This window comes from Brevundimonas sp. AVps31 (assembly GCF_058681355.1).
This window is the reverse complement of record NZ_CM178736.1, coordinates 2,297,002-2,321,269: the sequence shown is the minus strand read 5'-3', so window position 1 is coordinate 2,321,269 and position 24,268 is coordinate 2,297,002. Positions and strand designations below refer to the sequence as shown.

Below are 24,268 nucleotides of genomic sequence, written 5' to 3'. Positions count from 1 at the left end.
GGGCGCAGATATGTTAGCTCAGGTCGCGCCCCGTACAGGATGGGGGGTGTTCGGGCGCAAGGCGACGCTTGCCGCCCGATCCGTTCCGCGTAGGGTCGGCCGTCGGAGAATTGAGCATGTCCCACGCCCTTCACCTCTTCGCCGGCGCCTGGCTGGCGGCGGTCGCGCCCCAAGAGGTCCCGGAGATCGACCTGGTCGCGGAGTTCGAAGCCCTCTGCCTGGCCTCGCGCGGAGGCGTGGCCGGTGTCGAGACCACCGCCCGGACGCGCGGTTACGTCCCGCGCGAGGCGACGCAGGAAGAGGAGGCCGGATCGGATCGCGGCGATCCGCCGCCCCGGGTCTGGGCGCGGGGCGAGGATGACGCCGAGGTGCGGGTCGTCGCCGCGCCCGGGCGGATGAAGGGGCCGGGGCCGTGGCTGTCGGTGGACCGCTGCTACATCGCCGGGCCGGGCGACCTGACCGCCGCCCGCGCCGCCGCGGGCCGGCTGACCGGGGTCGACTCCTTCCGCCAGCGCGACACGGCCGTCTTCGCCTGGCGACCGACGCCAGAGGGCCCCCGCGCCATCCGTCAGGCCCAGTTCGAGCGCCACGCCGTGCGGATGCTGCGCGAACAGGGCCTACAGCTGGTGCTGGTCAGCCAGACCACCGATGGCGTGACGATGAGCTATGTGGTCGCGGCGCCCTGAGCCCTCGCGAAGCCAATGACCTTGACACCGGTGTCAGGACCACCCCAACCTGCCTCGCCTTCTGACCGCCGCGAGGATGCCGGCATGACCCGAGACCTGTCCCGTCGCGGCCTGCTGGCGGCTGTGGCCGCCACGCCCCTGCTGACCGCCCTGCCCGCCTTGGCCCAGGTCGCGCCCGCGCCCGACCGCGCCGCCGTGCTGGCCGCGATGAAGCGGGCGACGCGGTTCATGACCGACGAGGCGGCGGTGGACGGCGGCTATGTCTGGTCCGCCCTGCCCGACTTCTCGCGCCGCTGGGGCGAGCTGGAGGCGACGCCGACGATGATCTGGGTCCAGCCGCCCGGCACCGGGACGATGGGCCACCTCTTCCTCGACGCCTGGCACGCCACCGGGGACCAACAGTTCCACGCCGCCGCCGTCAGCGCGGGGCGGGCGCTGGTGCGCGGCCAGCATCCGTCGGGCGGCTGGAACTATGTGATCGACACCGCCGGGCCGGAGAGCCTGCGCCGCTGGTACGACACCTATGGCCGCAACGCCTGGCGGATGGAGGAATTCCACCACGACTACGGCAACGCCACCTTCGACGACGCGGGCACCTCCGAGGCCTCGCAGCTGCTGCTCCGCCTGTACCTCGAGAAGCGCGAGCGCGAGTGGCGGGGGCCGCTGGACAAGGCCATCCGCTTCGTCCTCGACAGCCAGTATCCGAACGGCGGCTGGCCCCAGCGCTGGCCCCGCACCGATGGCGCGGGCCTGCATGGGCGGCCCGACTACACCGGCTACATCACCTTCAATGACGATGTGGCGGGCGAGAACATCAAATTCCTGATCTTCTGCCGCCAGACCCTGAACGCCAGAGAAGGGGGTGCGCGCCTCGACGATCCGATCCGCCGCGCCATGGACTGTTTCCTCGCCTGCCAGCAGCCGGCGCCCCAAGCCGGCTGGGGCCTGCAGCACCACGCCGACACGCTCAAGCCCGCCGCCGCCCGCACCTATGAGCCCGAGGCCTACGCCACCCACACCACGGCGGCCAATATCGAGCAGCTGTTCAGCTTCTACCGCCTGACCGGCGACCGGAAATACCTGGCCCGCGTGCCCGAGGCCCTGGACTGGCTGGACAGCGTCCGCCTGCCCCAGCGGCTGCAGCGCGACGGCCGAACCCATCCGACCTTCATCGAACCGGGCACGAACAGGCCGCTCTACGTCCACCGGCGCGGCTCCAACGTCGTCAACGGGGCCTACTATGTCGATGGCGATCCCAATGACACGGTGATCCACTACAGCTCATTCCGGGCGGTCAACGTCGAGCGGATGCGCGCCGAATACGCGCGCCTCATGACCCTGACGCCCGAACAGGCCTCGGCGGGCTCGCCTCTGCTGGCGCGCCGGGGAACGGTCGCCCTGCCCCGCTACTTCACCCTGCAGGACATCTCGGTCTCGGACATGACCAGCGACGGCCGCCGCCCGCCCGCCGAACCGGCGGTGATCGCGGGGCTGGTCGCCGGGCTCAACGACCGCGGCTACTGGCCGACGCCGCTGAAGGCGGTCAGCAATCCCTACATCGGCGACGGCTCGCCCGAGGTCGCGCCGGGCGAGTTCCGCATCACCCGCGTGGGCGACGCGTCCGACACCTCGCCGTACATCACCGATGATCCGGTGATGGGGATTTCGACCGGCGAATACATCAAGAACATGGGGGTGCTGATCGAGGCGCTGGGTCGGGCCTGAGGGCGCGATCCGCCTGTCGCCCGGCGCATCCGCCTCGGGCGCGCCGTGGTTTCAGGTCCGGCGAACGTCGGAGCCGGTGTCGAACGGCCGACCGCGCGCGCTCATCAGGTTCCAGCCGGCGTTGGTCGGCCAGAAGCCGGCCTTGCCGCGCCGTTCGACCAGTCCCCGGACGGCCAGCTGTTCGCCCGCATCGCCCTGTGGGGTGCGGCTGTCGTCCACGATGTCGAGGAGGGCTTCGATCTGGTCTGCGTCGGTCATGCCATCAGGATAGGGGCAGAAGGGCCGCGTGACTATCCGTAGTGATGGCTATCGCGCACCGGACCCACAGCCTTGCGACGCCGCAGAATGTCGGACCAGTGGTCGGCCAGCACCAGAAGGCCCTGACGCCGCGCGTCGTCCGTCTCGACCACCGCCTCGGCGATAAGCTCGGACAGTTCGGCGCGGACCTGGGTTTGGGATTTCAGCGGCGACATGCAGGGGTAAGACGCGGGCTGTGAGTCGAGTTTCAGCGTCACCGGAAAGAAAAGTCGAAGATTATCCGGCGGTAATGTCGCTGCGGCCCTTGGGGCCGGTCCTTTCCTGCGCCTCGCCGGCGGTCAGCAGCGCGTCCACCGCGGCCCGCAGCCGGTCCTCGGTGAAGGGTTTGAACAGGGTGTCGTCGGCCCCGAACACCCTGGCCGTCTGCAACAGATAGCCGCCGTCCAGCAGGCCGCCCGCCGAGATGGCCAGGACGGGAAACCCGCGCCCGTCGCGCCGCAGCGACAGAAGGGTTTCCAGCCCGTCACGGTGCGGCATCAGGATGTCGAGAATCATCAGATCGGGCGTCCGGGTTTCGATCACCCTCGTGGCGGCCAGGCCGTCGGCGGCGGTCACCACCGAATGCCCGGCCTGACCCAGCACCAGGGCGATGAAGTCGCGAACCTCGGCGTCGTCATCCACCACCGCGATGTGCGCCATGCGCCCCTCTCCTGCGTCTCTCCTGAACCCGGTCTGCACAACGTGGGCATGGCCGTAAGGTTGTCGGAAACCGGAGGTGCGGCGTCAGGGGGTCGCGGGGGACGGTCGTTTCGGCCGTGCGCGGGCTGGCGAGACGTCGCGGGGGCGCGTTAGACTGGCCGTCATGGAAGATCCCGTCACAGACAAGCCCGCCTCGAAAGCCACGGTCCGCGCCCGGGCCGAGGCCATCCGGCCGTTCCGGTGCAAGAACCTGATCGCGGTCATCGAGAATCCGACCGACATCAAGAACATCGGCACGGTGATCCGCAACGCCAACGCGATGGGCGTCGAAAAGGTCTATGTCGTCGATCCGCGCCAGTCCCTGCCCGACGACTGGCAGGACCTGCGCGAGCGCAAGTCGGTCTCCAAGACCTCGGTCTCGGCGGTGAAATGGACCTTCGTGAAGCGCTTCGACAGCACCGACGCCTGCTTCGACGACCTCGAGAGCAAGAACTACACCTCCATCGTCACCTCGCCCCATGTGAAGGGCAAGGCGTCCATCTTCCTCGACGAGGGCGACTACACGACCCAGACCAAGCTGGCCGTGTGGTTCGGCAGCGAGGCCGTCGGCATCAGCGACCGGGCCGTCGAACGGGCGGAACTGTGCGTCAGCATCCCCATGTTCGGCATGATCGAAAGCCTCAACCTGGGCACCAGCTCGGGCATCGTACTGTACGAGGTCGCCAAACAGCGTCGCGCCTACCAGAGCCGCTACCGGATGCGGAACCAGCGCGGCGAGCGGGCCGTGCCCCTGCCGACCGTGATGACGCCGGAAGCGGCGGAGTAGGATGCGCGGGGTCGGGCTGCCTCTGACTCTCGTGGCCCTGCTGACCGGCTGCGCGCCGGGTGAGGCCGCTGAAAGGGCGGCGCGACCGGACGGACGGGCCAGGTCCGGAGACCGCAGGGTATCCGTCCGGTCGCGTCCGCGGATCAGTCGTGGCCGACCGGGGCGGCGCCGCCTCTGGTTTTCCACAACGACCAGCCGACCCCGCCCGCGAGGATCAACCCGGTGATCGCGAGCGACCATTCCGCCGGGAATTTCTCCCACCCCAGCAGGTCGGCCACGAAGATCTTGCCGCCGATGAAGACCAGCAGGACCGCCAAAGCCTGCTTCAGATAGGCGAAGCGGTGGATGATCGCGGCCAGCGCGAAATAGAGGGCGCGCAGGCCCAGGATGGCGAAGATGTTGGAGGTGTAGACGATGTAGGGATCGGTGGTGATCGCGAAGATCGCCGGCACCGAGTCCACGGCGAAGATCACATCGGCGATCTCGATCATGACCAGGGCCAGGAACATCGGCGTGGCCCACAGCACCATTCGGCCCCGGGCGTCCGGCTGGCGGACGAAGAATTTCTGACCGTGCAGCGCGTCGGTGACGCGCAGGCGCCGCCGCATCCATTTGACCAGCGGATTGGCCCCGACATCGCTGTGGCCCTCGCCGGCGAAGAACATCTTGATCCCGGTGAAGATCAGGAAGGCGGCGAAGATGTAGAGCACCCAGCCGTACTGGCTGACCAGGGCCGCGCCGGCGCCGATCATCAGGGCCCGCAGAACGATGACCCCGAGAATGCCCCAGAACAGCACGCGGTGCTGCAGGGCCCGCGGAATGGCGAAATAGCCGAAGATCATTGCGATGACGAAGACGTTGTCCATCGCCAGCGACTTCTCGATCGCGAAGCCGGTCAGGTATTCGATGCCGGACTGACGGCCCAGCTCCCACCAGAGCCAGCCCCCGAAGATCAGTGCGATGGCGATATACATGGCCGACAGCAGCAGGCTCTCGCGAACGCCGATCTCGTGCTGATCCCTGTGCAGGACGCCCAGGTCCAGCACCAGAAGCGCCAGTACCACGCTCATGAAGGCCAGCCACATCCAGGCCGGCTTGCCCAGCCATTCGGCGAGGAAGACACTCATCAGGTCCATAGGACTCCCCATTGTTAAGGAGCGACCTGCGGCGCGCGACAGGAGATGGACCGGCCAGGGTCATCGCGCACCGAGATCACTCGATGCGGTCCGACATCACGTCTGCCATCAGACGTCAGAGGGGCCCGGTCCGCTGTCCGATCTTTTATCCCGGCGGCGCACTCAATTCAACGTTCGACCGGAGGGCTGCGACGCCCTGGGCCGCTGGCAGAGGGCCGGATCGAAAGTCCGAACGCGCTTACAGCGGCGGCGCCGGCGCGCGCGCGCTGGCCACGTCCCCGAACACCCGCCGGAAGCTGACCTTCAGCGCCTCATCCGCCTCGTCCATCGTCGCGGGGACGCCGAGGTCGACCAGGCTGGTGACGCCGTGGTCCTGAATCCCGCACGGGACGATGCCGCCGAAATGGTCGAGGTCGGGTTCGACGTTCAGGCTGATGCCGTGGAAGGTGACCCATTTGCGGACCTTGACGCCGATGGCGGCGATCTTGTCCTCACGGGACCAGCCCGGCCCCTTGCGTTCGACCCAGACGCCGACGCGGCCCTCGCGCACGTCGGCGGGGACATTGAATTCGGCCAGGGCGCCGATGATCCATTGCTCCAGCCCCCGGACCAGGGCGCGGACGTCCTTGCCGCGCGCATTGAGGTCCAGCATCACATAGGCCACGCGCTGGCCGGGGCCATGGTAGGTGAACTGCCCCCCGCGCCCGCTGCGGTGGACAGGGAAGCGACCGGCGTCCAGCAGGTCCTCGTCCTTCGAGGAGACGCCCGCCGTATAGAGGGGCGGATGCTCCAGCAGCCAGATCAGCTCATTCGCCTCCCCCGCCGCGATGGCGGCGGCGCGGGCCTCCATGGCCTCGACCGCGAAGGGATAGTCCACATAGCCGTCGGACCGCGCCCATTCGACGGGCTTTCCGTCGGGACGCAGGAGTTTCGCTGTGGCTTCGCTTAATGTCTGGGAAAGCATGATGACCCAATGTGGGGATCGGTAGCCCCATGCAAGACCACACCGACCACTCCTTTTCAGTATCCGAGTCCCCCGTGAGCCAGATCGAAGCCGTCGATGTCGAGATCTCGGTCGTCCTGGGGCGCTCCGTGCTGCCCATGAGCCAGCTGCTCCGGATGGGCCGCGGGGCGGTGATTCCGCTCGACGCGTCGGAGCATGACGAGGTCTGGATCCTGGCCAACAACCACCCGGTGGCGCGCGGCGAAATCGAAATCCGCGAAGACCGCATCGCCATCACGGTGACGCGCGCGGCGGATGTCTATGACTTCATGGCCGGCGCGGCGTAGGCAGCAGGCAGCAGGCAGCAGGCAGCAGGCAGTAGGCAGTAGGCAGTAGGCAGTAGGGTACAGCGCGTCCGAGGAAGGGAAGCGATTTGTCCGATGTCCGGAGCTACCGCGATCTGATCGTCTGGCAGCGCGCCATGGATGCCGCCGCCGCGACCTACGAACTGACGCGGGCCTACCCTCGTGACGAACTGTTCGGCCTGACGTCGCAAAGCCGCCGCGCCGCGGCTTCGGTCGCCGCCAATATCGCGGAAGGCTACGGCAGGGCCTCCAGACAGGCCTACATCAACTTCCTCCGCATCGCCCAAGGCTCGCTCAAGGAACTTGAGACCCACCTCCTGCTGGCCGAGCGAGTTCGTGTGACGCCGACAGGCTCGGTGCAGCCGATCCTTGAACAGGCTGAAGAAATCGGCCGAATGCTGAAGGCGCTCATCGGAAAGCTCCAGGACCATCCGGGACGCTAGACGCGCCCCAATACCCCTGCTGCCTGCTACCTGCTGCCTCTTCCCTACTGCCTACTGCCTACTGCCTACTGCCTACTGCCTACTGCCTACTGCCTCCCCTCCCCCTTCATCCCGCCTTCACCAGCACCCCGTCGACCGGCTGGATCACGCCGTTTGACGCAGCGGTTTCCGAGCCGGTGAGCGCGGCGGCGGCGCCGTCGTCGGCGGTGACGCGGATGGTCTGGCCCTCGCGGCTGAAGGTCAGGACGCCATCGTTCATCGTGCGCATCTTCACCGTTCCGCTCCCGGCGCGATCCAGGGCGGCGTTGATGTCGGCGCGGGTCACGGCGCCGGGGACGATATGAGCGCGAACCAGGGTGGCGCCCTGGGCCTTTTCGTCGGCGCCCGGCGCGCCGCCGGCGGCGGTGAAGGCCGCGTCGGTGGGAGCGAAGACAGTGTAGGGGCCGACGCCCTCCAGCACGGTCTTCAGGCCCGCGCCCTCGACCACGCCCGCCAGCGCGCCGAGGGCGTCATTGTCGGCGAGGCTGGCGGCCAGGGTGCTGTTGGTGGGCGCGGGCGCACCCGAGGCGTTCACGGCGGGTTCGCCGCGGCCGCAGGCGGCGGTCAGGCCGAGGCTCAGCGTCAGGGCGGCGACAGCCGCCGCCCGGATCAGGGTGTTGCGCATGTCGGGCTCCGTCAGGTCAGCAGCTGGATAACGGACTGGACCAGCTGGGTCTTCGGATCGACCTGGTACACATAGCCGTCGTTGTAGCGATACCAGCGGTCCGACGTGTCGGCGTACCGGTCGCGGTAGGCGTAGGGGACGTTGTAGATGTCGTATCCCGCAGGCATGGCCTGACCGACCGTCCACTGCTGACCCGTCAGCAGGGCCGCGATCTGGCTGATGCCGCTGTCCTGACGATCGACGCCGTACAGGACGCCGTCGGCGTAGCGGTAGTCGTACCGGTCGGGCAGTCGGTAGTAGTCGGTGTAATAGGTCGGGGCGGGTTGATAGCTGTACTGCGTCGGCCAGACCGAGCCCGTCGACAGGGCGCCGCCCAGCACGGGCAGCCAGCCCAGCAGGCCGCCGCTGTTGTTCACCCGGTACAGGTAGCCGTCGTCGTAGCGGTACCGATAGTCGTCGCGCGCCATCCGGTCCCAGACATAGTCGTAGCGGGCCCGGCGTTCAGCCTCGATGCGGCGGGCCTGTCCGGGCGGCAGGCAGCCGTTGCCCTTGCGGGCCAGGCCGGGCGGGCAGCCGGTCAGCAGGACACGGTCCCGCGGGCGCTCGAAGCGCACGATGTCGCGCACCCGCTCCTGCCCGGGCAGGACGACGGGCAGGCGCGCCGGCCCGTCGCGGCGGACGTCGCGATCGCGCCGGTCGTCGCGGCGGTCGTCGCGGCGCTGTTCCACAGCCTCCCGCACCTGCCGCATCTCGCGCGGCTCACGAACCTCGGGACGCTGCCGGGGGCCGGCTTCCGCGCGATTCCCGCGGCCTTCGGCGCGGTCGGGACCACGCTCCGGACGGGCCTGAGGGCGATCAGGGCCACCGCCCCGTTCCGCGCCCTTTTCCGGTCCATGTCCGCGCCCGTGATCCTGCGCCAGCGCCGCCGGCGCAACCGTCATGGCCAGCGCCACGGCCAGTGGAAGAAGTCTGGACATGTTCGATCCTCAACAGCGCCCCGCAGCTGCAAAAAACGCCTTCTTGCAACGCCGGTTCCGGCGCCCCCTTCCCTTTCCCCCCGACCTCCGCTATCAGCCGCCCTCCGATGCGAGCGGTCGTGGCGGAATTGGTAGACGCGCAGCGTTGAGGTCGCTGTGGGGCAACCCGTGGAAGTTCGAGTCTTCTCGACCGCACCATCGATATCTGGCCACATGTCCCCCTACCAAGGGACCGGCCGCCACTTCAGACGGGGATGGTTTTTGAGCCGTCCCCAAGGGCGAATCATCGGCTAGATGCTGATCTGACACATTGAGGGAGGCCGCAGCGTGAGCACCACCGCAACCGCCCCTCGTTCGCCCGCCGAAGACGACGACATCGAACACATCGCCCTGGACGAGGACTATGTCCTGACGCCGGGCTTCGTCGAGAAGGTGGTCGACGCCGCCGACGACGGCGACGGGCTGAAGCTGCGGTCGCTGCTGGAAGACCTGCACCCGGCCGACGTGGCCGACCTGATGGGCTTCCTGACGGAACAGCACCGCGGCGTGGTGGTGGTCTGGCTGCCGCCCGAGCTGCTGGCCGAGACCCTGCCCGAACTGGACGACAGCATCCGCGAGGAGGTGCTGGAACGCGTTCCTCACCTGACCCTGGCCGAGGCGCTGCAGGAGCTGGATTCCGACGACGCCGCGGCGGTGGTCGAGGATCTGGAGGACGATCAGCGCGAGAAGGTGCTGGCCGCCATGCCCGAGGTCGATCGCGCCGCGATCGAAAGCTCGCTCGGCTATGAGGAAGACTCCGCCGGCCGCCTGATGCAGCGCGAGGTGATGGCCGCGCCCCAGTTCTGGAACGTCGGCGACACCATCGACCACATCCGCAAGCAGGGCGAGGAGCTGCCCGAGCTGTTCTTCGACATCTATGTGGTCGATCCGCAAAATCACCCGGTCGGCGGTGTGGCGGTCAGCCAGCTGCTGCGCAGTCCGCGCACGATGGCGCTGCTGGACATCATGGAGCCGGTCAACGTCATCGCCGTTGACCAGGACCAGGAAGAGGTCGCCTACATCTTCGAGAAATACCACCTGATCTCGGCCCCCGTCATCGACGTCGCTGGCCGTCTGGTAGGGCAGATCACCGTCGATGACATCGTCAACATCATCCAGGAAGAGAACCGCGAGGACATCCTGCGTCTGGCCGGCGTGGCCGACGAGGACCGCGGCTCGTCCGTCCCGGAGATCGTGCGCAGCCGCGTGCCCTGGCTGGCGATCAACCTGGCGACGGCGACCATGGGCGCCAGCGTCATCGGCTGGTTCGAGGGCACCATCCAGCACATCGTCGCGCTGGCGGTGCTGATGCCCATCGTCTCGGCCATCGGCGGCAATGCGGGGACCCAGGCCCTGACCGTGACGGTGCGCGCGCTGGCGACCCGCGAGCTGAACAGCTCGAACGCGCCGCGCACCTTCTGGCGCGAACTGGTGGTGGGACTGGCCAACGGCCTTGTCCTGGCGCCGCTGATCGGCATCGCCACGGCCCTGTGGTTCCGGGACGAGGACTGGCGCATCGGACTGGTGATCGCGGCGGCCATGATGCTTAACCTTCTCGTGGCGGCCAGTATCGGGGTGCTCACGCCGCTGACCCTGTCGAAATTCAAATTCGACCCGGCGGTGTCCTCGGCCGTGTTCGTGACGGCGACGACCGACTTCTTCGGCTTCCTGATCTTCCTGGGACTGGCGACGCTTGTCCTGATGTGACGCCCATCCTGTTCTGACGAAGCCGTGAGCGGCGCGGCTCTTGCGGGTTCCCGCCGTAAGCGAAAGCGTTCGTCCCGATCTGGAACACCCACCTGTGCCCGACAGCAACCGGCCCCGTCTGAAGGTCTCCCGAGCGGGGATCGTGCTCATCAAGAGCTTCGAGAGCTTCCGGCCGCGCGCCGTGCAGCGCGCGGATGGCCGCTGGGTGATCGGCTACGGCCACACCGCCTCGGCCCGCGAGGGTCTGACGGTGGGCGAGCAGGACGCCGAATTGTTGCTGCAATACGATCTGTTGCCGGTCGCCAAGGCGCTGAACGAGGATGTCGAGGCGGCGCTGAACCAGCACCAGTTCGACGCCCTGGCCAGTTTCGCCGTGTCGGTGGGCGTGGAGCGCTTTCTGGCGTCCGATGTGCGGGCGCGCCTGAACGCCGGCCATGCGGGCGAGGCGGCGGACGCGCTGATCGGCTGGCCCGAAAGCCTGTCGCCCGAGACGGCCCTGCGCCGCCGCGCCGCCGAGCGCGCCCTGTTCGTGGCCGATCCGGCGTCGCCGGTTCTGCTGTCCGACCTGCTGGCCGCGCCCCTGCCGCCGCCGCCCGTGCCGGTGGCGGAGCCTGCAGCCGAAACTGAGCCCGCGCTGGTGGCCGAGGCCGGATTGAGCCGCGCCGCCGCGGTGGCCTCCCTCCTGGGCGAACCGCATGAGGATGCGCCGGCGACGGCGGAGCCGGTCGAGGAGGCGCCTGTCGCGGCGCAGACGGCGGCGTCTGCCCCCGAAACCGAACCGGTCGCCGTCGAGCCGGAGCCCGCCCCCGTCGCGGAGCCGCCCCGCCCCCTGCCCCTGCCCAGCGTCTGGGTGCCGCAGAGTGGCTGGGACGCTTCCCTGCCCCCGGCGGCGGTCGCCCATGCGCAACGGTACTCGCCCTATTCGAACATCATCGTCGGACCCCTGCCGGGCTTCCCGACCGTCGCGCCGCCCGTCGCGCCCGAACCGGAGCAGGCGCCCGAGCCCGAACCGGTCCCGGCAGCCGTCGAATCGCCGCCCCCGGCGCCGCAGCCCCAGCCGGAGCCCGTCGTCGCGGCCGTCTCCGATGCGCCCATCGTGCCCGTGTTCACGCCGGTCGCGCCCCTGAGCAGCGCCCCGGTTTCGCCGTCGCCCTTCCCGCCGCTGGAGCTGACTCCGGCCGTCGAGGCCGACTTCGCCGAACCCGTTCGCGACGCCTGGGCGGCCGAACAACGCGGCGCGCCGGAAGAGGCCGAGACCGTACTGTTCGAGGACGAGCCGCCGCTGGCCGTGCTGCGCCACGAGGTCGAGCCGACCGCGCCGCGGCGCTTCGACTGGATCGAAACCGGGCCCTATATGATCATGGGCGGGCTGGGCCTGTTCGCCTGCGCCGCCTCGGCCGCGGCCTTCCGCAAGGCGATGACCGACCGGTCGCCGCTGGACGATTATTCCGTCATCGCCTGGGTTCTGGCCCTGATCGGGGTGATCTGTGTCGGGGTGTCGGCATGGAATCTCTACGTGCGGGCCACGAAGCGAGACTGACTTTGCCTGCCCGCGCGGGTGATGCTACGCCCGGCTTATGAGCATTCCCTTCGCGCCCCAATCCATGGAATTCGGCCTCGGCGAAAACGCTGACGCCATCCGCGACACCACCGCCCGCTGGGCCGCCGACCGGCTGGCCCCGCGCGCCGCCGAGATCGACGAAAAGAACGAATTCGCCCGCGACCTGTGGCCCGAGATGGGCGAACTGGGCCTGCACGGCGTCACCGTGCCGGAAGAGGACGGCGGCCTCGGCATGGGTTACCTCGAGCACGTCGTCGCCATGGAGGAGGTCAGCCGCGCCTCCGCCTCGATCGGCCTCAGCTACGGGGCCCACTCCAACCTGTGCGTCAACCAGATCAGCCGTTGGGGGAATGCCGATCAGAAGGCCAGATACCTGCCCAAATTGATCTCGGGCGAGCATCTGGGCTCGCTGGCCATGTCGGAGGCGGGCTCGGGTTCGGACGTCATGTCGATGCGGACCCGCGCCGAGAAGAAGGGCGATCGATACGTCCTGAACGGCACCAAATTCTGGATCACCAACTCCCCGACCGCCGACACCCTGGTCGTCTACGCCCGCACCGGCGAAGGTTCGGGCGGGGTCACCACCTTCCTGATCGAGAAGGGGATGAAGGGGTTCAGCGTCTCGAAGAAGCTGGACAAGATGGGGATGCGCGGATCGGACACCGCCGAGCTGGTGTTCGAGGACTGCGAGGTCCCGGAAGAGAACGTCATGGGCCCCGTCGGCGGCGGCGCCGGGGTGCTGATGAGCGGCCTGGACTATGAGCGCACGGTGCTGTCGGGCGGTCCGCTGGGCATCATGCAGGCGGCGCTGGACGTGGTCCTGCCGTACGTCCGCGACCGCAAGCAGTTCGGCAAGGCCATCGGCAGCTTCCAGCTGATGCAGGCCAAGGTCGCCGACATGTACGTCGCCCTGAACAGCGCCCGCGCCTATGTCTACGCCGTGGCCCGCGCCTGCGATCAGGGCAAGACCACCCGCTACGACGCGGCGGGCGCGATCCTGCTGGCGTCGGAGAATGCGGTGAAGGTGTCGCTGGAGGCCGTGCAAGCGCTGGGCGGCGCCGGCTATACGAAGGAATGGCCGGTCGAACGGCTGGTCCGCGACGCCAAGCTTTACGACATCGGCGCAGGCACCAACGAGATCCGGCGCTTCCTGATCGGGCGCGAGCTGCTGGGGTAGGAGGAGGTTGGCGGGGCGCGGGATGACGATCTGGTCCGGCGCCCTTCTGGCCCTCGCCCTGACGACACCGCAGGTGGCGGCTGATCCGGCGACGGTCCTGCTGGACAGTGCGCGGCGGATCGAGACGCAAGGCGAGGCCCTTTCACGCATCTGGCCCGGTTATTGGCCGGCCGATCAACCGTTCGTCCTCTACCTGCCCGAAAGCGGAGCGGCGTTCGGGGGCCGGGCCTCGACGGACGGCGCGAGTTTCCGTGCGGGTGCGTTGGACGACGTGCGTTTCGCCTTCGTGCTCGACTATCCTTCAGGCGTGGACAACACCGTGCTGCTGCGCCTGAAGACGACGGACGACACCCTGTCGACCCTCTTCCACGAGCAGTTTCACGACTATCAGACGGATGCGTTCCGTTGGCGCAGCGGGGGCCGGGGCGGCGAGTTCGTCGATGTGTCGGCCATTCCCGATCTGGAAGCCTTCACCGTCGCGGCCGAGCAGGAACGCCGGCTGCTGCACGCCGCGCTGGGGCCGGTGACGCCAGGGGCGCGGCGGATGCTGGTTCACCGCTACCTGGCCGCGCGGGAGCGCCGTCTGGCCGACCTGCCCGTCGAGGTCCGTGACACGGAAAATCGGATGGAGTGGAACGAGGGCACGGCGGAATACGCCGCCCTGCGCGCCATGACGGTGACCGAGCCGGACGGGCCATCCACGGCAGACCGCTTGCGCGAGCAACTGGGCCGTCCGATCCTTCATTCCTGGGGATCCTATGTCGGCGACATGTTCCGGGGGCGGGCCTATGGCGTCGGCGCGAGCCTGGCCTGGCTGCTGGAGGACATGGGCCAGCCCGACTGGCGCGGCCGCGTCGAGCGCGGCGAAACCCTTGCGGCGCTGGTGACGGAAGCCGCGGGCGAACGGCCGGTGCTGCCGCCGGAGCCCGTCGACGACTCCCTGCGGGACGATGTCCGACGCCAGATGGCCACGCGCGTCGCCGAGCCGACCGACACTACGACCTTCCTCGCGCGAGAGCCGGACTGGCTGGTGATCATCTTCGATGGACCGGTCCGGCCCGATGCGAACATGGAGCTGAACTTCAGCGCCGGCGTGATGACGCCCCTGCCCGGCGAGGCCATCGCCCTGCAGGAGGTTCGCGAACTGCTGGCGAGCTTTGACGGGGCTCGCGTCGAGGCGCGCGACCGGGCGGTCCTGCTCCTGGGCATGGACGGACCATCGCGGCGGCTGACCCAGACTGTCTATGTCGCCCTCGGCGAGGGCGAGCGGGAGCGGATCATACCGGGTCAGGCGCGGATCGCGTTCGACACCCTGAGCCTCGACCTGCCCCCGCACGCGACGGTCGAGGACATCGACGGCCGCCGGACGATCCGGGTTGTGACGCCATGAGCGGAGCGATGTCGTCGATGGCCCAGTTGCTGATGGTGGCGGGCTTCCTGTGCTTCGCCGCCAGCATGGGTCTGGCCCGTCTGGCGTGGCCGAGGTTGAAGGCGCTGGAGGCGCGGGGAGTCATCCGCCGGCCCGTGCCCGACCTGATGGACGAGCACCGACAGCACCGGGTGTTCAACCTCATCTGGACGACGCCGATCCCCAAAGACCGGACGCGGTTGCGGCGCATGCTGCTGGTGATCCGCCTGCTGTTGCTGACGGCGCCGGTGCTGATGCTGGCCGGCGTATTGGTGATGGCGAACCGGCCGGCGCTGACCGGGGCGTCGAGTCCGACCGTGACCGTCGACGTGCCGGTGGAGGAACCGGCACGCTGACCGCCGGTTTGCTCCCCGCCAGAAGGAGACCCGCCATGCCCGCCGTATCCGCCGCCCAGCAGAAGGCCGCCGGGGCCGCCCTGTCCGCCAAGCGCGGGGAGACGCCGAAGTCGAAGCTGAAGGGCGCGTCGAAGTCGATGGTCGAGTCGATGACTGAAAAACAGTTGGAAGCGTTCGCGCACACAAGGCGCAAGGATAAGCCCGAGCACGTCAAATCCTGACGCGCGAACCGCATCGACGCGGCGCATGACGCCCCCTAGCCTTCTCCCATGTCCCTGACCGAGACCTCGACCGGGCGACCGCTTGCGTTTTCGGACGTGGTGGAGACGCTTGGGAGCCGGCCGGGCGAGCGCCTGTGTCTGGGCGAGGTCGTCGAGGCGTTCGGGGATCGGGCCTTCGGGCCGGTGATGTTCTTCTTCGCCCTCGTGAACATGCTGCCCTGGCCTCCGGGCGGGACGACGCTGACCGGCGCGCCGCTGCTGCTGCTGTCGATGGAGCTGGCGCTGGGTCGCGATACGTTGTGGATCCCGCGCTGGGCCGAGCGGGTCGCGATCAATCGCCAGACCTTCCGCAAGCTGAGTGCCCGGTTCCGGAAGCCGCTGAAGCTGACGGAAAAGCTGTCGCGGCCGCGGGCCGCCTTCATGACGGGCGGTCTGGGTCAGGGGTTGATCGGCCTGGCCTGCGTCTTCCTGTCGGCGGTGCTGGTGCTGCCGATCTGGGGCGGGAACCTGCTGCCGGCGGTGGCCATCGGCTTTTTCGCGCTGGGCGTGATGCAGCGCGACGGTCTGGCCGCCCTGATCGGCTGGGGTCTGACCGCGACGACGGTGGCGGTGCTGTTCCTCGCCTGGGCGCTGATCGTGGCCAGTTTCGAGCATGGCTTGCGCTGGACCGCCCACCTCTTCTGAACCCGCCTTGTCGCATGGACGTTTCTTAAGTGGCGTAACCGTGAGGCCGCGCCTAGATCAGACAACCCTGCCGCCCCCGGAACATTCGTCGCCGATGCCCGACTACGATTATCAGGCCGACACACGCCCGTTCTCGCAGGTGATCGAGGACATCGGCGCCAAGGACGACCCGAAGCTGTATCTCGGGGAGCTGGTCAATGCGTTCGGGGAGCGCGCCTTCGGGGCGATGCTGCTGTTCTTCGGCCTGCTCAACGTGGCCGTGGGCGCCCTGCCCGGCACGACGACGGTGCTGGGCGCGCCCATGCTGCTGATGGGCGTGCAGTTGCTGACGCGCCGCGACCAGCTGTGGATGCCGAGGTGGCTGCTGTCGCGGGCGATCGAGCGGGCGACCTATCGCACGGCCGTCGGTCGGCTGTTGAAGCCGCTGCGCTGGGTCGAACGGCTGGCCAAGCCGCGCCTGTCGGTCATGACCAGCGAGGCGTCGGAGATGCTGATCGGCGCGGCCTGCGTGGTGCTGGCGGCGATCCTGATGCTGCCGATCCCGGGCGGCAATCTGGCGCCGTCGCTGATCATGGCCCTGTTCGGGTTCGGCCTGTTGCAACGGGACGGGTTGATGATCCTGGTGGCCTGGCTGGGCGTGGGCGGACTGGCGACCTTCGTCTGGCTCGCCTGGGAGCTGGTCAGCCACGTGCTGGTGGCGTCATCGTCCTGGCTGTTCGGCCTGTTCAGCTAGAGGCTGAAACGCGAGACGCCGGAGGGGTTTCCCCTTCCGGCGCCTGCGAGAACCTGAGTGTAAATCAGCCCTGGAACAGGGACAGGACCAGCTGCGGAGTCTGGTTGGCGATGCCCAGCGCCTGAACCCCCAACTGCTGCTTCGTCTGCAGGGCCTGGAGCTTTGCGCTTTCCTTCGCCAGATCGGCGTCGACCAGATTGCCCACACCCGCTTCCAGAGCGTCCGACAGCTTGCCGACGAACGTCAGGTGGGTGGTGAGCGCCTTCGACTTGGTGCCCAGACGCGCCAGGGCGCCCGAGACCTTGTCGATGGAGTTGGAGACGGCCGTCAGAGAGGCCGTCGCCTTGGTCAGGGTGTCGATCGATTGCGTCGTCGCGACCGAGACGGTCGTGCTGCCCAGAGCCATGACTTCAGCGCCGACCGTCAGGGTCGCCGTGCCTTGAGCGTTGGCCAGAGCCGAGAAACCGGTCGCGCCGGTCTTCAGCAGGTTGATCCCGTTGAAGTCGGCGTTGCTGGTCACCGAGGCGATCTGGTCGCGCAGGGCCTTGAAGTCCTCGTTCAGAGCGGCGCGTGCCGCAGTCTTGAGCGACGCATCAGTCGCCGCGAGAGCCTTCTCCTTCATCTGCAGCAAGAGGTCGGAGACCGTCTCGCCCGCCGCCAGCGCCACATCCACCGCAGCGACGCCGCGATCGATGGACTGTTTCACCGCGTTCAGCGCCCCGATGTCAGCCCGTTGACCCTGGGCGATCGCCCAGATGGAGCCGTTATCCTTGGCCGTGGCCACGCTCTTGCCGGTGTTGATCCGGTTTTGCGTGATCGCCAGCTGGGCGTTGGTCGCGTTCAGGTTCTGGAGCGCGACTTGCGCGCCCACGTTCGTGTTGACGGACATAACCATCGGATAGTTCCTTCCATTCTGGTCGGTTGTAAAAGGCCTTCTGGCCCTAGAACCGGTTCTGGTTCGCGCACGCCCTCGCAAGGATCGCGCCGAATCAAGTCATTGATTTCATTGGAAGGGTGGCCCGGCTCGGGCTGCCGGTCGGCAGAATTGGCCGGGCGTCGCTTCCCCGCTCGCGAAGGCGACCGGGGCGGACAGATCGGCGCGTCGGCGTCGATCAGGCGGGACCGGACCCGTCAGGACCGGAGATGTCTGGCGGAGGCGTGTCGGAGGGTCCCGGGCAGAGGCCTGCGCCGCCCCCTCCCGATCCCCTCGCAAGGGGTCGAGGGAGAGGTGAACCGGGGCTCAGGCCGCCTGTTGGCCCGGGCCGGCCAGGCCCTGCATGATCATCTTGTTGATCTCGATCAGGGTCTCGAAATCCTCATCGCCCCGCATGACTTCCGACGAATGGCGGCCGACGAACAGGCTGATGGAGATGATCTGGGCGCGCAGGCTCATGGCCATGGCGTTGTCCGGATTTGAGCAGTCTGTGGCGAGCGTGGACCACAGGCGCCGGTTCCAGTCCAGCGCCTCGATCCGGGTCTTGATGTCCGAGGAATCCACGGTCGAGGCGTGCATCAGCGCCCGGGTGACTTGCCCGAACAGCCGATACTCGCTCTCCCGGGGAGTCTCAGACCGCGTCGCTGCGGTCTTGTAAGCCTGAAGCGACATTCGCCAGATTTTCCTCGTAATCGACCAGTTTGCGGGCCGCCATCAGGGCCTTGTAGTACTCGCGCGCCATGACGTGCCGCGAGGCGGCCACGCAGTCGGCGAGGATTTCGGGATTGCGCGTCGCCCCCATGAACTCGGTCAGGCGCAGGGCGAACTCGTCATAGACCTTCGGGGCCGAGGCCTCGTCCAGGTACATCATCATGACGGGGAAATAGATGCGTTTGGCGGGGCTGTTGGCCTCGGCCAGCTGCATGATGTCCTTCTCGCGCAGGACGCTGGCCTTGTTTTGCAGGATCAGCACGCCGCGACGGTCGCCGTTCTGGACCACGGCCCCGTTGAGGACGAATTTTTCGCCCGGCTTGAGCGACAGCTTCAACGGCATATCGGCGTCTTTCCCTTGGGCCCGGCATACGGTTCTAGAAAGCCGGGAACCAACACAGGCTAAACAGGCGTGGTTAACCATCCATTGTGAGCCGGGCGCGTCATATCCCCTATCCGCCCCGGTCCCTGAGTCGATCCATGTCCGCCGTTACCGCCGAAGACACCGCCGCCCACGCGCCCGCCCCGTCGGCACAAGGGATCGCGGGCGACGCCGCCTCGCCCGAGGCCATCAGCCGCCTGTCGAAATCTCTGGCCAGGGGCACGGCCAAGGCGGTCAAGACCGAGCGGAAGACGCTGGAGCTGCTGAAGTCGTCGTTGATGGCGATTCGCGTCGATGATTTCGAGCGCGCGACGAAGAAGGTGCTGGAGGCGTTGAAGGTCGATGAGACCAGCGGTATGGCTTGGCACGTTCTGGCGATCTGTCAGGAAAAACAGAACCGGTTCGGCCCGGCCATCGTGGCCTATGAGGCGGCGCTGAAGCTGCTGCCGGACCACACCGACATCGCCCACGACCTGGGCCGTCTGGCGCAGCGGCTGGGCTATCTGGATATCGCCGAGAAGCTGCTGCTGAAATTCCTGGCGGCCAACCCGGGGCATATCGAGGCGACCAACAACCTGGCCTGCGTGATGCGCGACCAGAACCGCTATGGCGACGCCATCGAGACCCTGCGCCCCTTGCTGCAGATCGAGGCCGACAGCCCGGTGCTGTGGAACACCCTCGGCACGGTGCTGAACGACCAGGGACGGCTGGACGAGGCGCTGACCTTCTTCGAGGAGGCGCTGCGTCTGGACCCGGCCTTCGCCAAGGCCCGCTACAACCGCGCCAATGTGCGCCGCCCGCTGGGCGATGTGGCGGGCGCGATCGAGGACATGGAAGCCGCCCTGCCCGGCGCCGAGAGCCGCTATGAGGTGGCCATGATGAACATGGCCCGCGCCCTGATGCTTATGGGCGAGGCGCGCATCCCCGAGGGCTTCGAGGCCTATGAGGTGCGGATGGATCCCAACCTGCCCGACGCCATGCATGTAGCGGTCGACGCCCCGCGCTGGGACCCGGCGACGGAGAGCGTGGCGGGCAAACGGGTGCTGGTGGTCGGCGAACAGGGCATCGCCGATGAACTGGTCTTCTCCAACTGCGTGCCGGACCTGATCGCGGCGGTGGGCGACCAGGGCCAGGTCTATCTGGCCGTCGAAGCGCGGATGGTCGGTCTGTTCCAGCGCGCCTTCGCCAAGGCCATCGTCGGCGGGCACAAGGCGGTGCGGCTGGAAGGGCGGCTGACCCGCTATGTGCCCTTCACCGAGGACCTGGAGCCCCGACTGGACTGCTGGATCCCGATCGCCAGCCTGATGGCGCCCTACCGCCCGACCGTCGAAAGCTTCCCGCCGCCGCGTCACTACATCGAGGCCGATCCGGCGAAGGTGGACTACTGGAAGGGCGAACTGGCCAAGCTGCCCGAGGGGCTGAAGGTCGGGCTGCACTGGAAGAGCCTGATCATGACCGGGGCGCGGGCGGCCTTCTTCGCCTCCGGCTTCAAGCTGTGGGAGCCCATCCTGACGGCCCCGGGCTGCGTGATGGTCAATCTGCAGTGCGGCGACGTCTCCGCCGATCTGGAGGCGGCCGCGGCGGCCGGGGTGTTCATCTGGACCCCTCCGATCAATCTGAAAGACGATCTGGAGGACGTGGCGGCCCTGTCCGTGGCCTGCGACGTGGTGCTGGGTCCGGGCATCGCCGGGACCAATATCGCCGCCGCCAGCGGGGCGAGGACCTGGATGGTGGCCGCGCCCGACGACTGGCACCTGATGACCACCGACCACTACGTCTTCTATCCGGAGGTGAAGATTTTCGTGCGCGCGGCCGTCAACGGCTGGCCCGAGGTGATCGACCGGATGCGGGCGGCTCTGGATCGGGTCGTCGCGGACGGGTGGAACGCCGCCTGAGCGGGACCGTTGTCTTCCCTGACACTCAGGGAGGCGAAAATGCCCGACATCGACAACACCCATGACGACCAGGAACAGTCTGAAGTTTTTGACGAAACCCATCTGGATGACGAGGGGGACGGCGACTTCCTTCTGGACGAGGCCGATCCCGTTCTGGACGTCACCCAAGCCGACGGCGACGCGGACGAAGAAGAGTTCGACGAGGACGATCTGGACAGTGTCGAGGAGTCGCTAGGCTCCTCCGGCATCGAGGCTGAGGCCGACGCCCTGCTGGGCGTGGACGGCGAGCGGCTGACCGAGATCGACGGCGAGAGTGGCGGACAGCGCGGCGCCGATGAGGTCGAACTGGTCTATTCCGGCCTGATGGAAAACACGCGCGGGGCCCAGGCCAGCGCCGCCCATTGGGAAGCCAAACGCCTGTCCGACGACGACATCGCCGACCTGGGCTACGGCCCGGACGGCGACGAAGACAAGCCCCAAAACTGAGGAGAGAGACGATGACTGCTCAATCCGACCATCTGAACAAGGCGCAGGAAGACTGCGATCCCGAGACGCCGCACGCCAAGCGCGCGGAACGGGAGCATGGCAAGCCCGACCAGCTCAAGGAGGCTGAACGTGGGGCTGAAGACCGGCAGGAAGCGCTGGTGGATGAAGGCGTCGAGGAGACCTTCCCGGCCAGCGACCCGGTCAGCGTGAAGCGGATTACGTGAGTCTGAGCTGAGATAGCCTCACCTCTCCATCGCCCCTTCAAGGCGATGGGGAGGACAGATCGGGCAGCGATCAGGTGGGGGCGGCGCCGGCGGTCGGTGGGTAGCCGCCATCACCTGACCGCCGCTGACGCGTCGGTCTGTCCTCTCCATTCGCCTACGCGAACGGAGAGGTGAACCGGACTACGACTTCACCCGCCAGGTCGCGCCGGTGGGGCCGTCCATGACGACGACGTTCAGGGCGTTGAGACGGTCCCGGATGCGGTCGGCCTCGGGCCAGTCCTTGGCGGCGCGGGCGGTGGCGCGCTGGTCCAGCAAGGCCTCGACCTCAACCCGAAGATCGTCGGAGACCTCGCCCTCCAGCCAAGCCGCGGGATCAGACTGCAACACGCCGAGGATGGCCGCGGCCGCCAGCAGTTTTCCCTTGGCGGCGGAAACGGCCTCGTGGTCGCCCGCCGTCATACCGCGCTCGATCTCGCTCGACAGGGCGAACAGGGCGGCGAAGGCGCCCGGCGTGTTCAGGTCGTCCTCGATCGCCTTGAGGAAGTCCTCGGGCAGCCAGTCGGGCCCGGCCTCGATCCCCGCCGCGCGGTGCAGGGCGCCGTAGAGGCGATCCAGCGATTTGCGGCTCTGCTCCAGCAGGCCCTCGTTCCAGTCCAGAGGCTGGCGATAGTGAGCGCTGAGCAGGGCCCAGCGGATCACCTCGCCGGGTAGCTTCTCCAGCAGGGCGTGGGGCAGCAGGATGTTGCCCAGCGACTTGGACATCTTCTCGCCGTCCAGCGTCAGGAAGCCATTGTGCATCCAGTAGCGGCTGTACTCGGCGTGAGACGCCTCCCCATGGGCGTGGCCGTGGGCGCAGACGCCCTGGGCGATCTCGTTCTCATGGTGCGGGAAGACCAGATCAATGCCGCCGCCATGGATGTCGATCGGCAGGCCGAGGTTGGCCTCGATCATGGCCGAGCATTCGATGTGCCAGCCGGGGCGGCCGTCGCCCCACGGCGAGGGCCAGGACGGCTCGTTCTCCTTCGACGGCTTCCACAGGACGAAGTCGTGCGGGTTCTTCTTGTAGGGGGCGACCTCGACACGGGCGCCGGCGATCATGTCATCCAGATTGCGGCCCGACAGCTTGCCGTAGGTCTCGTAGGACGAGACATCGAACAGGACATGGCCCTCGGCCGCATAGGCGCAGCCGTGGTCGATGATGGCCTCGATCTGGGCGACGATGGCGTCCATGTGGTCGGTGACATGCGGGGCCATATCCGGCGGCGAGACGTTCAGCCGCCCCATGTCTTCCAGATAGGCGGCCTCGTAGCGGGCGGTGATCTCGCTGATCGGAACGCCTTCCTTGAAGGCCTTCTGATTGATCTTGTCGTCCACGTCGGTGACGTTGCGGGCGTAGATGACCTTGTCCGCCCCGTAGTTCCGGCGCAGCAGCCGGACGAGCACGTCGAACACCACCGGCGGACGCGCATTGCCGATGTGGGCGAAGTCATAGACCGTCGGGCCGCAGACGTAGAGCGTCACCCGGTTCTCGTCTCGCGGCGTGAACACGCGCTTCTCGCGGTGCAGGGTGTCGTGGATCGTCAGCGGCATGAGTATGGTCTTTGCGGGAGAGTTTTCTTGCGGCACGGACCGGCGGTCCCATATACGCCGCCAAGCTGATAAACAGTCCCTTGCGACTTACAAAGCCGCGCGTTCGAGAACCTTCTCATGAGCTCTACCCCCGTCAAGCCCGTTCTGGTCGGCGACAACGACCTGGCCCAGCGTCCCAGCCGCGATGAGGCCCTCAAGGCCGTGCGCACCCTGCTGGCCTGGGCCGGCGACAATCCGGACCGTCCGGGCCTGATCGACACGCCTCGCCGCGTGGTCGACGCCTATGGCGAGTGGTTCGACGGCTACGACGCCGACGCCAGCAAGGAACTGGGCCGCATCTTCGAGGACGTGCAGGGCTATGACGACATGGTGCTGCTACGCGACATCGAGGTCGAGAGCCACTGCGAGCACCACATGGCCCCGTTCCTGGGCAAGGCGTATGTCGCCTACATCCCGAACGAGAAGGTGGTCGGCATTTCCAAGCTGGCGCGGGTCGTGGAAATCTATTCGCGCCGTCTGCAGACGCAGGAAGTGCTGACCAACCAGATCGCCGAGGCCATCGAATCAAGTCTGGCGCCGAAGGGCGTGGCGATTCTGATCGACGCTGAACACCAGTGCATGACCACCCGCGGCGTGCATCATCGCCACGTTTCGACCATCACGACGCGGTTCACTGGCGACTTCAAGACCGATGCAGCGCTGAAGGACCGGTTCCTGAAGCTGGCCCAAGGGCGCTAAGTCGGGCTGAATCGGTTCGCCTCACAGGGGTATTCGGCGCAAACGCGATGCTCTGGAACCTCCGGGACGCCGAAGCCGCTTTACAAGCCGGTTGCGGGACGCCAAGAGACGAACCGAAGCTTTCAGTGACGCTCGCCGCACGACGCGCCGGGCCTGATGGAGACACCCACTCATGGGCGCCAAACTTTCCGGTCCGGGCAGCAAAGCCGGCACGATCGAACAGAACGCTGACATCAACGTCACGCCGTTCGTCGACATCATGCTGGTGCTGCTGATCATCTTCATGGTCGCCGCCCCTATGGCCACCGTTTCGATCCGTCTCGACCTGCCGCCGGCGGTTCCGCCGCCCCCGGGCACGGTCCAGAAGGACCCGATCTACATCTCGATCATGGAAGGCGACCGCCTGTTCATCTCGGGTGAGCCGACGACCCTCGAGGCCCTGCCCTCGCAAGTCTGCGCCGCTCTCGGCGGCGGCAACCCGGCCTGTAAGGAAGAGCGCGTGTTCGTCCAGGCCCAGGCCGAAGTGACCTACAACCAGTTCATGGAAGTGGTGAACACCCTGCAAGCCAACGGCTTCTTCAAGGTCGGCCTGCTGAACGAGAACCTCGACTAGGTTTTCACGCCGGTTGGAAAAATCAGGGCCGCCTCCCGATGGAGGCGGCCCTTTTTCATGCCCCCTTTCCCGCCCTGCGGACCGGGG

29 protein-coding genes and 1 tRNA gene are annotated in these 24,268 nt (G+C 67.8%); 19 read left to right on the top strand and 11 right to left on the bottom strand.

The annotated features are described in order from the left end of the window. Nucleotides 1-116 precede the first annotated feature (116 nt). Both ACW174_RS11200 and ACW174_RS11195 read left to right on the top strand, forming a co-directional pair. Nucleotides 117-686, top strand: a complete 570-nt coding sequence (locus ACW174_RS11200; protein ID WP_492014513.1) for a hypothetical protein — start codon at nt 117-119, stop codon at nt 684-686. An 84-nt stretch (nt 687-770) separates the two neighbouring features. Next, nucleotides 771-2,411 (top strand): pectate lyase, encoded by a 1,641-nt coding sequence (locus tag ACW174_RS11195; RefSeq protein WP_492014512.1) that lies wholly within the window; start codon nt 771-773, stop codon nt 2,409-2,411. 51 nt (nt 2,412-2,462) lie between these two features. Here the strand turns inward: ACW174_RS11195 and ACW174_RS11190 are convergent, their stop codons facing one another. The 3 genes from ACW174_RS11190 to ACW174_RS11180 form a co-directional block, all read right to left on the bottom strand. Continuing rightward, nucleotides 2,463-2,669, bottom strand: coding sequence for a hypothetical protein (locus ACW174_RS11190; protein WP_492014511.1), 207 nt, complete (start codon nt 2,667-2,669; stop codon nt 2,463-2,465). Nucleotides 2,670-2,701: 32 nt separating this feature from the next. Then, entirely contained in the window at nt 2,702-2,884 is a 183-nt protein-coding gene (locus ACW174_RS11185; protein ID WP_492014510.1) for a hypothetical protein, read from the bottom strand. Between the two features lie 61 nt (nt 2,885-2,945). Beyond that, nucleotides 2,946-3,368: a response regulator transcription factor gene (locus ACW174_RS11180; protein ID WP_492014509.1), complete on the bottom strand. Its 423-nt coding sequence runs from the start codon at nt 3,366-3,368 to the stop codon at nt 2,946-2,948. A 163-nt stretch (nt 3,369-3,531) separates the two neighbouring features. Between ACW174_RS11180 and ACW174_RS11175 the strand changes: the two genes are divergently transcribed. Further along, nucleotides 3,532-4,194: a TrmH family RNA methyltransferase gene (locus tag ACW174_RS11175; protein ID WP_492014508.1), complete on the top strand. Its 663-nt coding sequence runs from the start codon at nt 3,532-3,534 to the stop codon at nt 4,192-4,194. A 143-nt stretch (nt 4,195-4,337) separates the two neighbouring features. Here ACW174_RS11175 and ACW174_RS11170 read toward each other — a convergent pair whose 3' ends face one another. Together ACW174_RS11170 and lipB are read right to left on the bottom strand one after the other, a co-directional pair. Continuing rightward, entirely contained in the window at nt 4,338-5,321 is a 984-nt protein-coding gene (locus tag ACW174_RS11170) for a TerC family protein (RefSeq protein ID WP_492017271.1), read from the bottom strand. Nucleotides 5,322-5,568: 247 nt separating this feature from the next. After that, nucleotides 5,569-6,294, bottom strand: coding sequence for a lipoyl(octanoyl) transferase LipB (gene lipB, locus ACW174_RS11165; RefSeq protein WP_492014507.1), 726 nt, complete (start codon nt 6,292-6,294; stop codon nt 5,569-5,571). A 74-nt stretch (nt 6,295-6,368) separates the two neighbouring features. Here lipB and ACW174_RS11160 point away from each other — a divergent pair, with 74 nt between their 5' ends. After that, nucleotides 6,369-6,620, top strand: a complete 252-nt coding sequence (locus ACW174_RS11160; protein ID WP_291832481.1) for a FliM/FliN family flagellar motor switch protein — start codon at nt 6,369-6,371, stop codon at nt 6,618-6,620. An 86-nt stretch (nt 6,621-6,706) separates the two neighbouring features. Continuing rightward, nucleotides 6,707-7,081 carry a four helix bundle protein gene (locus ACW174_RS11155; RefSeq protein WP_492014506.1) on the top strand — a complete coding sequence of 125 codons (375 nt, stop codon included), beginning with the start codon at nt 6,707-6,709 and terminating at the stop codon, nt 7,079-7,081. Between the two features lie 106 nt (nt 7,082-7,187). Here the strand turns inward: ACW174_RS11155 and ACW174_RS11150 are convergent, their stop codons facing one another. Both ACW174_RS11150 and ACW174_RS11145 read right to left on the bottom strand, forming a co-directional pair. Continuing rightward, nucleotides 7,188-7,745, bottom strand: a complete 558-nt coding sequence (locus ACW174_RS11150; protein WP_492014505.1) for a fasciclin domain-containing protein — start codon at nt 7,743-7,745, stop codon at nt 7,188-7,190. An 11-nt stretch (nt 7,746-7,756) separates the two neighbouring features. Continuing rightward, nucleotides 7,757-8,722 (bottom strand): hypothetical protein, encoded by a 966-nt coding sequence (locus tag ACW174_RS11145; RefSeq protein WP_492014504.1) that lies wholly within the window; start codon nt 8,720-8,722, stop codon nt 7,757-7,759. 113 nt (nt 8,723-8,835) lie between these two features. On the opposite strand from ACW174_RS11145, the gene ACW174_RS11140 reads away from it, so the two are divergent. The 9 genes from ACW174_RS11140 to ACW174_RS11100 all read left to right on the top strand — a co-directional run bounded on the left by ACW174_RS11140 (nt 8,836) and on the right by ACW174_RS11100 (nt 16,608). Next, a tRNA-Leu gene (locus tag ACW174_RS11140) sits at nt 8,836-8,920 on the top strand. Between the two features lie 129 nt (nt 8,921-9,049). Next, the gene (gene mgtE, locus ACW174_RS11135; RefSeq protein ID WP_492014503.1) at nt 9,050-10,468 is read left to right on the top strand and encodes a magnesium transporter; all 1,419 of its coding nucleotides are present in this window, start codon (nt 9,050-9,052) and stop codon (nt 10,466-10,468) included. A 142-nt stretch (nt 10,469-10,610) separates the two neighbouring features. Continuing rightward, nucleotides 10,611-12,008, top strand: coding sequence for a lysozyme (locus ACW174_RS11130; RefSeq protein WP_492014502.1), 1,398 nt, complete (start codon nt 10,611-10,613; stop codon nt 12,006-12,008). A gap of 37 nt (nt 12,009-12,045) precedes the next feature. After that, nucleotides 12,046-13,206 carry an isovaleryl-CoA dehydrogenase gene (locus tag ACW174_RS11125; protein WP_492014501.1) on the top strand — a complete coding sequence of 387 codons (1,161 nt, stop codon included), beginning with the start codon at nt 12,046-12,048 and terminating at the stop codon, nt 13,204-13,206. Between the two features lie 22 nt (nt 13,207-13,228). After that, nucleotides 13,229-14,596, top strand: a complete 1,368-nt coding sequence (locus ACW174_RS11120) for a hypothetical protein (RefSeq protein WP_492014500.1) — start codon at nt 13,229-13,231, stop codon at nt 14,594-14,596. Nucleotides 14,597-14,604: 8 nt separating this feature from the next. Then, nucleotides 14,605-14,970 (top strand): hypothetical protein, encoded by a 366-nt coding sequence (locus ACW174_RS11115; RefSeq protein ID WP_492014499.1) that lies wholly within the window; start codon nt 14,605-14,607, stop codon nt 14,968-14,970. 35 nt (nt 14,971-15,005) lie between these two features. Then, nucleotides 15,006-15,191: a DUF3008 family protein gene (locus tag ACW174_RS11110; protein WP_492014498.1), complete on the top strand. Its 186-nt coding sequence runs from the start codon at nt 15,006-15,008 to the stop codon at nt 15,189-15,191. 48 nt (nt 15,192-15,239) lie between these two features. Beyond that, complete coding sequence (locus tag ACW174_RS11105) at nt 15,240-15,875, top strand: exopolysaccharide biosynthesis protein (RefSeq protein ID WP_492014497.1); 636 nt, start codon at nt 15,240-15,242, stop codon at nt 15,873-15,875. 94 nt (nt 15,876-15,969) lie between these two features. Then, the gene (locus ACW174_RS11100; protein WP_492014496.1) at nt 15,970-16,608 is read left to right on the top strand and encodes an exopolysaccharide biosynthesis protein; all 639 of its coding nucleotides are present in this window, start codon (nt 15,970-15,972) and stop codon (nt 16,606-16,608) included. A gap of 64 nt (nt 16,609-16,672) precedes the next feature. On the opposite strand, the gene ACW174_RS11095 is transcribed toward ACW174_RS11100, so the two are convergent. The 3 genes from ACW174_RS11095 to flbT all read right to left on the bottom strand — a co-directional run bounded on the left by ACW174_RS11095 (nt 16,673) and on the right by flbT (nt 18,596). Next, nucleotides 16,673-17,503: a flagellin gene (locus ACW174_RS11095; RefSeq protein ID WP_492014495.1), complete on the bottom strand. Its 831-nt coding sequence runs from the start codon at nt 17,501-17,503 to the stop codon at nt 16,673-16,675. Between the two features lie 345 nt (nt 17,504-17,848). After that, nucleotides 17,849-18,214: a flagellar biosynthesis regulator FlaF gene (gene flaF, locus ACW174_RS11090; protein ID WP_492014494.1), complete on the bottom strand. Its 366-nt coding sequence runs from the start codon at nt 18,212-18,214 to the stop codon at nt 17,849-17,851. Next, complete coding sequence (gene flbT, locus ACW174_RS11085; protein WP_492014493.1) at nt 18,174-18,596, bottom strand: flagellar biosynthesis repressor FlbT; 423 nt, start codon at nt 18,594-18,596, stop codon at nt 18,174-18,176. The genes flaF and flbT overlap by 41 nt, the downstream gene beginning before the upstream one ends. A gap of 137 nt (nt 18,597-18,733) precedes the next feature. Between flbT and ACW174_RS11080 the strand changes: the two genes are divergently transcribed. The 3 genes from ACW174_RS11080 to ACW174_RS11070 are packed head-to-tail and all read left to right on the top strand — an operon-like array spanning nt 18,734 to nt 21,240. After that, nucleotides 18,734-20,530, top strand: a complete 1,797-nt coding sequence (locus ACW174_RS11080; RefSeq protein WP_492014492.1) for a tetratricopeptide repeat protein — start codon at nt 18,734-18,736, stop codon at nt 20,528-20,530. 39 nt (nt 20,531-20,569) lie between these two features. Beyond that, on the top strand, nt 20,570-21,016 hold the full coding sequence (locus ACW174_RS11075) for a hypothetical protein (RefSeq protein ID WP_492014491.1): 447 nt from the start codon (nt 20,570-20,572) through the stop codon (nt 21,014-21,016). A gap of 11 nt (nt 21,017-21,027) precedes the next feature. Then, nucleotides 21,028-21,240 (top strand): hypothetical protein, encoded by a 213-nt coding sequence (locus tag ACW174_RS11070; RefSeq protein WP_492014490.1) that lies wholly within the window; start codon nt 21,028-21,030, stop codon nt 21,238-21,240. A gap of 180 nt (nt 21,241-21,420) precedes the next feature. On the opposite strand, the gene cysS is transcribed toward ACW174_RS11070, so the two are convergent. Continuing rightward, nucleotides 21,421-22,830 carry a cysteine--tRNA ligase gene (gene cysS, locus ACW174_RS11065; RefSeq protein ID WP_492014489.1) on the bottom strand — a complete coding sequence of 470 codons (1,410 nt, stop codon included), beginning with the start codon at nt 22,828-22,830 and terminating at the stop codon, nt 21,421-21,423. A 117-nt stretch (nt 22,831-22,947) separates the two neighbouring features. On the opposite strand from cysS, the gene folE reads away from it, so the two are divergent. Further along, entirely contained in the window at nt 22,948-23,568 is a 621-nt protein-coding gene (folE, locus tag ACW174_RS11060; RefSeq protein ID WP_492014488.1) for a GTP cyclohydrolase I FolE, read from the top strand. Nucleotides 23,569-23,740: 172 nt separating this feature from the next. Then, on the top strand, nt 23,741-24,181 hold the full coding sequence (locus ACW174_RS11055) for a biopolymer transporter ExbD (protein ID WP_492014487.1): 441 nt from the start codon (nt 23,741-23,743) through the stop codon (nt 24,179-24,181). Nucleotides 24,182-24,268: the final 87 nt, after the last annotated feature.